This is a genomic window from Corallococcus sp. AB030 (assembly GCF_003668965.1).
Classification (GTDB): Bacteria; Myxococcota; Myxococcia; order Myxococcales; family Myxococcaceae; genus Corallococcus; species Corallococcus exiguus.
The window spans coordinates 1-10128 of record NZ_RAWQ01000287.1 but is presented as its reverse complement, the minus strand read 5'-3'; the positions used below and the strand labels follow the sequence as shown (position 1 = coordinate 10128).

The 10128-nt window shown below is 71.2% G+C and carries 5 protein-coding genes; all 5 read right to left on the bottom strand.

Features of this window, described 5'->3' with window-relative positions:
* A partial coding sequence (locus D7Y15_RS39955) for a transglycosylase domain-containing protein (RefSeq protein ID WP_199746040.1) occupies positions 1-1418 on the bottom strand: 1418 nt, incomplete at its 3' end.
* Positions 1418-7315 carry an Ig-like domain-containing alpha-2-macroglobulin family protein gene (locus D7Y15_RS39950; RefSeq protein WP_148712995.1) on the bottom strand — a complete coding sequence of 1966 codons (5898 nt, stop codon included), beginning with the start codon at positions 7313-7315 and terminating at the stop codon, positions 1418-1420. The genes D7Y15_RS39955 and D7Y15_RS39950, both read right to left, overlap by 1 nt.
* A 104-nt stretch (positions 7316-7419) precedes the next feature.
* A complete protein-coding gene (locus tag D7Y15_RS44450; RefSeq protein WP_139922709.1) occupies positions 7420-7632 on the bottom strand; it encodes a hypothetical protein in 213 nt (70 codons plus the stop codon).
* A 106-nt stretch (positions 7633-7738) separates the two neighbouring features.
* A complete protein-coding gene (locus D7Y15_RS39945; RefSeq protein ID WP_121755844.1) occupies positions 7739-9196 on the bottom strand; it encodes a hypothetical protein in 1458 nt (485 codons plus the stop codon).
* Positions 9197-9260: 64 nt separating this feature from the next.
* The coding region (locus D7Y15_RS39940) for an SDR family oxidoreductase (protein ID WP_121755843.1) at positions 9261-10128 on the bottom strand (868 nt) is incomplete at its 5' end.

The window sequence follows — 10128 nt, the reverse complement described above, 5'->3', positions numbered from 1 at the left end:
ACCCCACCCCGCGCCAGCCCCCGGTATGCCCGCGCCAGCTCGCGCAGCGTCACGTCCCCGTTGCCCAGCACGATGCCCACGCCGTAGTGCGACGCGCTCTCCTTGAGGCTCTGGAAGCCCGCCTCGCGCAGCACGCGCAGCACCTGCTCCGGCCCCAGCGCGTCCGCCACCCGCACCGCCGGGATGTTGTAGCTGGACGCCAGCGCAGCCCGCAGCCGCACCGGGCCGTGCGCGCGCCGGTCGTAGTTCTTCGGCACGTACGCGCCACCCGGCGTCGCCAGGTGCACCTCCACGTCCGCGAGCACGCTCGACGGCGTGAAGCCCTTGCTCAGCGCCAGCCCGTACGCGAACGGCTTGAGCGCCGACCCCGGCTGCCGCAGCGAACGCACGCCGTCGTTCTGCCCGCCCTTCTCCTCGTCCAGGAAGTCCGAGGACCCCACGTACGCGAGCACCTCGCCCGAAGCATTGTCGATGACGATGGCTGCCGCCTCGCCCACGCGCCGGTGCGCCAGGCCCCGCAGCTCCTCCGTGATGGCCTTCTCCACCGCCGCCTGGAGCGCAGGGTCGATGGTCGTCTCGATGCGCGACGCCCGGTCCAGGCCCAGCTCCGGCAGCCGCTGGAGCAGCGCCGTCGTCAGGTGCGGCACCTCGAACACGCGCTCCGGAGGCACCAGATCCAGCGGCGTCTCCTCCGCCAGCCGCGCCTCCTCCTTCGTCAGGAAGCCCTCCACCACCATGCGCGACAGCACATCGCGCATCCCGGCCATGGCCATCTCCGGCCGCCGGTATGGATCCCTCCGAGCGGGCGACCGAGCCATCCCCGCGAGCAGCGCCGCCTGCCCCGCCGACAGCCGCTCCGCCGGCCGCCCGAAGTACCGCCGCGCCGCCGCCTCCACGCCGAACGTGGAGTTCCCCAGCGGCACGCGGTCCAGGTACTCCAGCAGCACCTGCTCCTTGGGCAGGTGCGCCGTCAGCCGCAGCGCCCACAGCGCCTCGCCGGCCTTGCCCCACCACGAGCGCTCCCGAGGCACCAGCCTGCGCGCCAGCTGCTGCGGAATCGTGGACGCGCCGGACACGATGCGCCCGGCGGACACGTTGTCTCGCGCCGCCCGGGCCACCGCCACCACGTCCACGCCCGGATGCCACGTGAAGCGTTGATCCTCCGCGGCGATGAACGCCTGCCGCACCTTCGGAGGGATGCGTCCCTCCGGAAGGCCCACACTGCGTCCGTCCTCGCGGGAGAGCACCTCGCGCAGGGCGTGGCCCGTGCGGTCGGTGAGCACCAGCGAGGACAGCGCCTCGCGGGACAACAACGTCCCCGGCAGGGGCCACGCGATGAAGCCCGCGCAGCCCACCACCAGGAGCGCCGCCAGTACCGCCACGGCGCGCACCGTCCCGCGAAGCGTGAGGCGCTTCATCACTTCGAAGCGACCTCGTCCGGCATCAGCACCGGGAAGCGCCCACCCTCGGAGCGGCCGAACACCTCCGGCGCGTACATCTCCTCCGCGTGCGCGGGCTTGAGCAGGAAGTCACCCGGCGTCGTGGCCCGGGCGACGAAGGTCGCCACGTGCACGCCAGGGGGCAGCTCGTCGGCGAAGAACACCACGCGGTCATCCCGCATCTCCGTGTGGTTGAACGGCGACCAGAACCGAGTCGCCCAGACGTTCTCGGACTCGTCCGTCTCCGACAGGTCCTCTTCGCTCTCGTACTCGTAGCCCTCGCCGGGGCCCTCCTCCTGACCGGAGCCCGCGGGGCCTGGCAGCCGCGCCGTGCTGGCCAGCGACGTGTCCACTGGCTCCAGGCCCGCGGGCAGCGGCACGTCCACCGCCACGAAGTTGCGCCGCATGGGCGTGGCCACGCGCACGCGCACTCGCACCAGCTCGCCCGCGCGCGCCGCCTTCGCCTGGCCGCCGCCCGTGTACGGCTCGAACCAGCGCTGGACGATGATGCCCCGGTCCATGGGGTCCACCGGCAGCTGCGCCGGTGCGTAGCGCAGCAGCGCCCCGTAGTAGAGGTTGCCCGTGCCGTTCACCCCGAAGGTGAGCGGCTGCGCCTTGTCCGCCGGGCCCAGCTTCTCCACCGGCACCTGCACCGTCTTCACGCCCATGTCGCGGTCCTTGAAGTCGGCGGAGGCAATCACCTGCCCGCCCAGCTTCACCACCGCCTCGAAGGACGGCGCGGCCGTCTCCTTGCGGCGCACCACCTCCGACAGCGCCATCAGCGTGAAGGCCGCCTCCTGCGTGTTGCGGAAGCGCCCATCACTCTCGCGCGCGGACGCCAGGTAGCGCCCCATCTTCGACACGTAGGGGTGGTCCGGCTGCACGTCCACCAGCGTCTGGAGCACCAGCGCCGTGGTGCGCGTGTCGGAGGACCAGAGCGGCGCGTACGTCTTCGCGTCCGTCTCCTGGAAGTGCACGCCCGCCGCGGACTCCTGGGCCTTGTTGAGCAGCTCCTGGAGCAGCTTCTGGCCCTGCGCGCGGTTGCCCCTCCCCACGAAGATGGCGTCCGTCAGCATCGCCTGCGCGAAGAGCGGCAGCTTCTGCCGCTGCTCGAACAGCTCGTTGTAGTACGACGGCCGCGGCGCCCCCATGCGAGACAGCGTGTAGAGCGCGAAGACCCGCGTCTCCAGGCCCGGCGCGTTGCAGCCGTACGCGCACTGCGTGCACACGCCCGCCGCCACCTTGTCCGCCAGGTACTTCTTCGCCTTGTCGAGGACGGCAGCCTCCACCGGGTAGCCCACCTCCTTCGCGCGCGCCAACGCCAGCGTCGCGTACGCGGACGCATACGGCGAGGAGCACTCACTGGAGGCCCAGAAGCGGAAGCCACCGTCGTGGTTCTGGAGCGCCTGGATCTTGCGCACCGTCGCCGTCACCACCGTGTCCGGATCCAACGTGCCCTGCGTCTTCAGCGCGTCCTCGCTGAGGAAGCCGCGCACGAACGCCTGCTTCTGCTCATCCGAACCACCGGTCCACGCCACGCCGAACTTGCCGGACAGCTCGCGCAGCGCGACGAACGGCACCAGCCGCGACGACATCTGCTCCAGGCAGCCGTAGGGGTAGTCCACCAGCTGGTTCATCGACTCGTCGAACCCGCCCATCACCGTGGAGGACATCGTCAGCGAGAGGCCGCCCATGCCCGGGCGCACGCCGCCCGGCGGCTTGAGCCCCTCCACGCGCTCGCTGGTGGTATCGCCGTAGACCGCCACCGCCTCCATGCCCACGGGCAGCTGCACGGGGATCTTCTGCTCCACCGCGTCCGTCTCACCGCCACCGGCGACGGCGAAGCGCAGCACCGCGGTGCCCGGCTGCTCGGCCACGAAGGTGAAGCGCACCTCGCGGGCCTTGCCGTCCAGTTGCACCGTCTTCTCCGAGGGCCCCTCCACGCGCACGCCCGTGAGCTGCGCGGTGACCTTGGCCTCCTTGATGGCCGGGTTGGTGGTGTGGATGACCACGCCCGCCTCCGCCTTGTCGCCCACGCGCACCAGCCGGGGCAGCGCCGGCAGCGCCAGCAGCGGCTTGGCCACCTGCACCTTGCTCTCGCCCACGCCGAAGCGGTCCGCGTCCGTCACGGCCACCGCCATGATGCGGAAGGTGGTCAGGTTGTCCGGCAGCGTGAACTCCACCTTCGCCATGCCCTGGTCGTCCGTCTCCACCGACTGGAACACCGCCGTCGTCTTGAAGTTGGACCGGATGCCGGAGCCCGTCGTGTCGGAGCCACCAGAGCCGCCCGGCCGCGAGCCCTTCTCGCCGTACAGCTTGCGCAGCACCAGGTGGATGAGCGGCTCGCCGATGCGCACCGACAGGCCGCGCTCCTGGAACATCGCGTCCAGCGGATCCGGGGCCTTGTAGCCCGTCAACCGCAGCACGCCTTCGTCCACGGCCCAGAGCGTGACTTCGGACTTCGTGCCCTTGCCCGTCGAGTCCTTCACCGCGACGTCCACCGTCACCTTGTCGCGCGGGCGCTTCTCCGGCGCGTCCGGCGTCAGCGCCACCGACAGGCGCTTGGCCTTCTTCTCCACCTTCAGCTGCGTGTAGCCCACGCGAACCGCGGGGCGGCCCGGGTCGTCACCGGACTCGATGCCCTTGGCCGCCTCCACGCGGCCGCGCACCAGCACCACGCCCACGAAGACGTTGGGGATGGCGCCCTCACCCAGCGGGACGTCCAGCGCGGTGGCGCTGCCCTTGAGCTTCACGCGGCGCACGCTGAGCACGCCCTCGCGCTCCACCGTGAGGATGGCGTCCGCCTGCGGGTACGGGCTCTTCACGAGAATCTTCGCGGTGTCGCCCACGTCGTACAGCTGCTTGTCCGCCACCAGGTCGATGCGGTCCGTGTCGTTGCGCTGCCAGGACACCCAGCCGGAGCCGGTGACGTAGAGCGAGTCACGCGTCGTCGCCTTGCGGCCCTTCGCGTCCGTGGCCACCGCCTCCATCACGTAGAGGCCGGGCTCGGCCGGGGTGAACTTGCACGGCTGCGGCGTCGCCGCGCTCTTCACCGAGCACTTCGCCGCCTCCGTCTCCACCGGCTCCGTGACGGTGAACCACTGGCCGCCATCGCCCTTCTTGCGGATGGACTTCCACTCGCGGCGCTTGATGTTCACGTCCACCGCGACGCCGTCCTGGCGCTTGCCCTCGGGCGACACGGCGACCAGCTCCAGGGCCACCTCCTTGCCGGCCTCCGCGAAGCCGGTGGAGAGCGTGCGCAGGCCCGCGTAGACGTCCGCGGGGTGCACGATGATGAGGTTGCGGTTGGCGACGCGCTGGCGGTTGACGTCCTCCACCTCCGCCTCCAGCGTGTACTCCCACGTCTTGCCACCGGGCGCGTCCGCGGAGCCGACCGCCAGCGCCAGCTGGCCCTGCGCGTCCGTGCGGCCGTCACCGGAGCCGAACGATTCGCTGCTGTGCTCCGGCTGATCATCGTCCCACCACCAGGTGTTCACCCCGAAGGTGAAGGCTTCATTGCCCGGGGGCGTGAAGAAGGAGCTCACACGCTGCACGCTCCAGCGCACCTGCGCGTCGCCCATGGCGCCGCCGAACAGGTAGCGCGCGTCCACGCGGGCGGTGAGCGGCTCGCCGGCCGCGACGTCCTTCTTCGGCACCGCCACGTCCACGCGAAACTGCGGCGCGCGGTACTCCTCCACGCGGAAGGTGCCGCCGTAGCTCAGCGTCTCGCCTCCGACCTTCAGCTTCGCCGCCACGTCGTAGTAGCCGAGCGGCATGTCCTTGCCCAGCTTGAGGTCCGCGCGGAAGGTGCCGTACTTCGTGACGGTGGCCTCCGTCTGGAAGACCTTCTCGCCGCGCGAGCTGGTCACCGTCACCTGCGCCTTCGCGTTCGCGGGCGGCGACTTGAGCACGCCCAGGCGGCGGTAGCGCGCCACGCCCTTGAGCATCACGTCGTCACCGGGGCGGTAGATGCCACGGTCGGCGAACACGAAGCCCAGGCTGTCCGGGACGCGTCCCTCCCACGCGCTCTGCAGCGAGAACGCACCGGGCGACATGCCGCCTTCCCACGTGGACAGCGTCACGCCGATGTCCGTGTCCTTCACCGCGGACACCATGGCCCAGGGCGTGTTCCAGGTGGACTCGTCCTTGGGCTTGAGCAGCTCCGACAAGCCCGGCACCTTCGCCAGGCCGTTGGCGTCCGTCGTCCCCGTCCAGTGCTCCGTGCCCTGCTTGTCCCAGAGCGTGAGCTGCGCGTCCGGCACCGGAGCGCCCGTCGCCAGCGACGTCACCCACACCACACCGGAGGCGGCGCCCAGCTTCGCGTGCACCGCCAGGTCCGTCACCTGCCCGATGACCCGGCGCGGATACTTCTGCTTGAGCGACGGCGCATCCAGCCGCGCGAGGAACAGGCCCGTCTTCGCCCCGTTGAACGCCGGGCGCAGGTCGAGCGGCGAGGTGCGCTCCAGGTTGCGCGCGGCCTTCGTGTCCACCGTCGTGCGGTAGGGCTCCGAGGACGGCCACTCGTTGGTGTCGATGAACCGCGCGAGCTCGGCGGGGGACAGCGACCACACCTCCGCCAGCACCTCCGGAACGTTGGTCGTCACCAGCGGGATGGAGCCGTCACCCGACGCCTCCACCAGCGCTTCGCGAGAGCCGGAGTCGAAGGACGGCTCCACGTCCGACAGCTTCACCTGGCCCTGGAAGGCCGGGCCCGTCTGGCCGAAGAGGTCCTTGTACCCTTCCGCGACCTTGATCTTGTACGTGGTGCCGGGGCGGTAGCGGCCGGGCAGCGACACGTAGGGGTTCTTCAGCTCCCCGCCCGACCACGGCATCTGCGTCTGCACGCGCTCCCAGTCGATCTCCGCCTTCGGCTCCAGAGTCACCTTGCCCTTGAGCGAGGCCACATCCAGCTCATTGGACGTGAAGAGGATGAGCGGGCCGTAGGAGCACTGCTCCTCGCCCCAGGTGAACACGCACGCGCCCGCGGACTCCACCTTGAGCGCGCCATAGGTGGCGTAGGCGTAGCGCACCGCCTCGCCCATGGGCAGCGGGCCATCCGTGCCCGTCAGCTCACCGTCCACCACCAGGGTGAACTGCGTCCCCGAGGGCAGCTTCTGCGCGGGCTTCAGCTCGTACTTCACGCGGCGGTCCTGCGACTTGCGCGCCGGGCCGCTGCCCACCTGCACTTCCTTCACGTCCGCGAGCGGCGTCGTCTTCACCAGCGTGAGCGGCACGGGCGCGCCGGTCGCGGGCTCCAGGCGCGCGTGCTGCGCCAGGTCCTTCACGGCCTGGTTGAAGGTCAGCGTGAAGACCTGCTCCGGCTGCAGCCAGCGGAACTCCGACTCCGGCTGCGCGGTCTGGAGCGAGGGGCGCTGCGTCTCGAACTGGAAGGTGTACGGCTGCGCCAGCGCGGTGCCGTCCATGGCCTTGAGGCCCGCGGGCACCGTCACCGTGTACTGCGTCCCCATCTTCGCGGGAGCGCTCGGCACGAACTCCACGCTCGCGGAGCCCAGCCAGCGCCACTCACCTTCCAGCGCGGGGGCGATGGTCGCGGGGGCCGCCAGGCCACGCTCCGCGGCGACCGAGCCCAGGGCGATCATCGGCTTGGTGAAGGTGATGGTCGGCCGGGCGCTTCCGTAGACCTGGCCCGTCGGCCGCGCGGCCGCGATGGAGAGCGGGCCTTGCGACGCGGCGTCCTCCGCGTCGATCTTCAGCGCGGGAGGCTCGGGCAACGGCTCGACGGCGAGGCCAGGGGACTTCGAGGACGGAGTCGGCGCGGTGCCGGTCTCCGGGGGGCCGCCCTTCGAGTCCTTGTCGCCGCAGGAACACGCGGTGGCGACGACGAGGCAGAGGGCCAGCAGAGAGAGTCTGCGCATGATGGGGCTCACGAAGTTCCAGGGCGGGCACTCGTGGCTGTCCCCCCTGAAAAATGACGCGAGCACCGTACCATGGGGCACCCCGCCCCGCTGTCACTCCCGCGTCATCCAGTGAGTCGCGGATCCGAGCCTCGGATTCCGAGTGTTTGAGAGTCACGGCCCGGGCCTGGAACGCGTCCGTAACGCGGCCGGACATCCATCACCGGAGGGCCGTCCGCGAGCACGGAGGTGGGGGCGAAGGCCCGGGCGACGGACACGACACAGCCGCCCAGCAGCTTGCGCAGGTGGGACTTCGGACGGCGAGGGGATGACGCCATGGGTGCCTCCGGCCGGATGGGGAGACACCAAGGTGGAAGGGGCGAGGCGGCCGGGCCATCGCACCGGTGCGCAGCGCCCCTTCGTTCACTGGACACTGGTGAGCCGTCAGCCGCCGTGGAGCAGCGTGGCGCCCGCTCCGAGCCCCAGCAGGAAGGCCACGATGACGAGCAGCATCACCCAGCGCACGGCGACGCCGGTGGTGCGCGGTGCCTGCTGCCCGACGGTGGCGCGCGCGGGCGCGGATTCGTCCGGCACGAGGATGCGGACCTGGATGGCGGCGGTGCGCAGCACTTCGTCCACGTCGGTGAGGAACTTCTCGTATTCCTCCGGGGCCAGCTCCAGCGGAGTGCCGTGCTGGAACTCGTAGCGCCTGGCCACGGCCTCGTGGTTGCGCAGCGAGGCTTGTCCCTTGGCCACGTCCACCCAGCCCGCGACGAGCGCGGGGGCGGTCCCCTTGCGGTCCACGAGCGAGATGGCCTGACGGGCCTGCTTGCCGCCCGCGGTGCTGGGGCCCTCGGGTTCGTCCACGCGGAGGATGCGGTGCGGGGAGCGGCCGTAGATCTTGTGCTGGAGCTCGCCCTTGAGGCGCTCCGCGAGCAGCGCGGAGTGTGTGGCGAACATCGTGCGCAGCTCGGGCGTCGCTTCGGACTGGTTCGCCGCCTGCGCGGAGGGAAGCGGCGCGAAGATCATCGGCTCCGGCCGGCTGGCCTTGCGCGGAGGCGCGGAAGAACTTCCGTCCAGTTCTGCGCCATGGCCCGCGCGGATGATCTCCGGCAGCTCGAAGCTCTCCTCCTGCTTCGCGCCGTCACGGCCCAGGCGGGCGATTTCTGGCAGGCCCTGCCCTTCTTCGCGAGCACCGCCACGAGCGGCGCCTGCTCCGCGGGGAGGACGCGCGATCTCCGGAAGGCCCTGCCCTTCTTCGCGCGTGCCACCACGGCTGGAGCGTGCGTTCTCAGGAATGCCCTGGCCATCATCACGAGCACCGCCGCGTGAAGGACGGACGATCTCCGGAAGGTCGTGCCCCTCTTCGCGAGTCACCGCACGCCCCGGACGCACGGCCTCTGAAGCGCCCTGCCCGTTCTCGCGTGCACCGCCACGAGGTGGGCGCCCGCCCTCTCCCGCGCGCCCCTGCCTGCCACCATCCCCGTCACGCGAAGGGCGAGCGACGGTCTCCGGAGCGGCAAACGCGGCGGCGTCCTCCTCCCACGCGCCCTGGCCAGGGTGCGGCGGCGGGGGCGACAGCCCATCCACGCGCGTCTCCAGGACCAGGTCATCGTCGGGAACGGGAGGCGGCGTCATCCGCGACTCCAGGCCCGTGAACTCAGGTGCGCGCGGGGGCGCGCCCGAGGGAGGCGCGCTCCGCGACTGATTGCCCCAGGACTTCCGGCCGGGAGTCGCCGCGGAGGAACGGGCTGCCTCCGCGGCGTCGCGCTGCACCGGGGCCGGCACCTGGGTCTGCTCGGTGCGGACCTCATCCGTCTCGTCCAGGTCGTCGTCCAACGGTGCGACCCGGGTCTCGTCGATCCGATCCGGCTCGTCGTTCCTGCGGTGCCCCTTGGCCATGTGCGCGACCTCTCGCGTCAGACCATAGCGCTTCGCCCGGCCGCCGGGGATGAGCCGTGCACGGTCAGTATTTCGGCCAGTCCGGACACACGATTTCGATGGAACCGCCAAGCCACGACGCATAGGCCGCCTCATCCGCGACGGTGTACGGCTTCCCATACGTCCGCTCGAAGTACTCCGCCCAGTGCGGCCGCGAGCCATCCAGGTCCGTGAAGCCGTACTCGCGCGCCAGCGTCCAAGACGCGACCACGCGCCCCGCCCTGCGGTGGACCTCCGGATCCGCAGCGAGCGCCGCCACCCCGCGGCCCACATACGACGGCGTCTCCGACGCGATGAAGTCCGGGACGTTCTTCACCGCGTCGCGCCAGTTCGCCTCCTTCACCCCGAAGCCATCCAGCATCTCCTCCGAGCGCAGGAACCCCGGCGTCACCGCCATCGCCGTGATGTTCGTGCGGCGCAGGTCCCTCGACATCGCGAACGCCAGGCGGATGACCGCCATCTTCGTCACGTCGTACGCGACGCCGCCCCGGTAGCCGAACGAGTCCCCATCCGTCACCTCCACGATGAGCCCCCGGTCGCGCTCCAGCATCAGCGGCACCGCGTAGCGGCTGGTCGCGAGGTGCGTGTACACGGCGCGGTCGAACATCAACCGAGCCTTCGCCGGAGACTGCTTCCAGAACGGCAGCCCCAGTTCGTGCAGCGTCTCCCCGCCCCAGATGTCGTTGATCAGCACGTCCAGCTTCCCGGCTTCAGAGCGGATGCGCTGACACAGCGCCTCCACCTCCTCCTCCACGGTGTGGTCCACCCGCACCGCGATGCCCTTCCCGCCCAGCGCCGTCACCTGCTCCGCCGTCTCCTCAATCGTCTCCGGCCGGGACGCCCCGCTCGCCAGGTTCCCCCGCACGCTGCGCCCGGTGCAGTACACCGTGGCC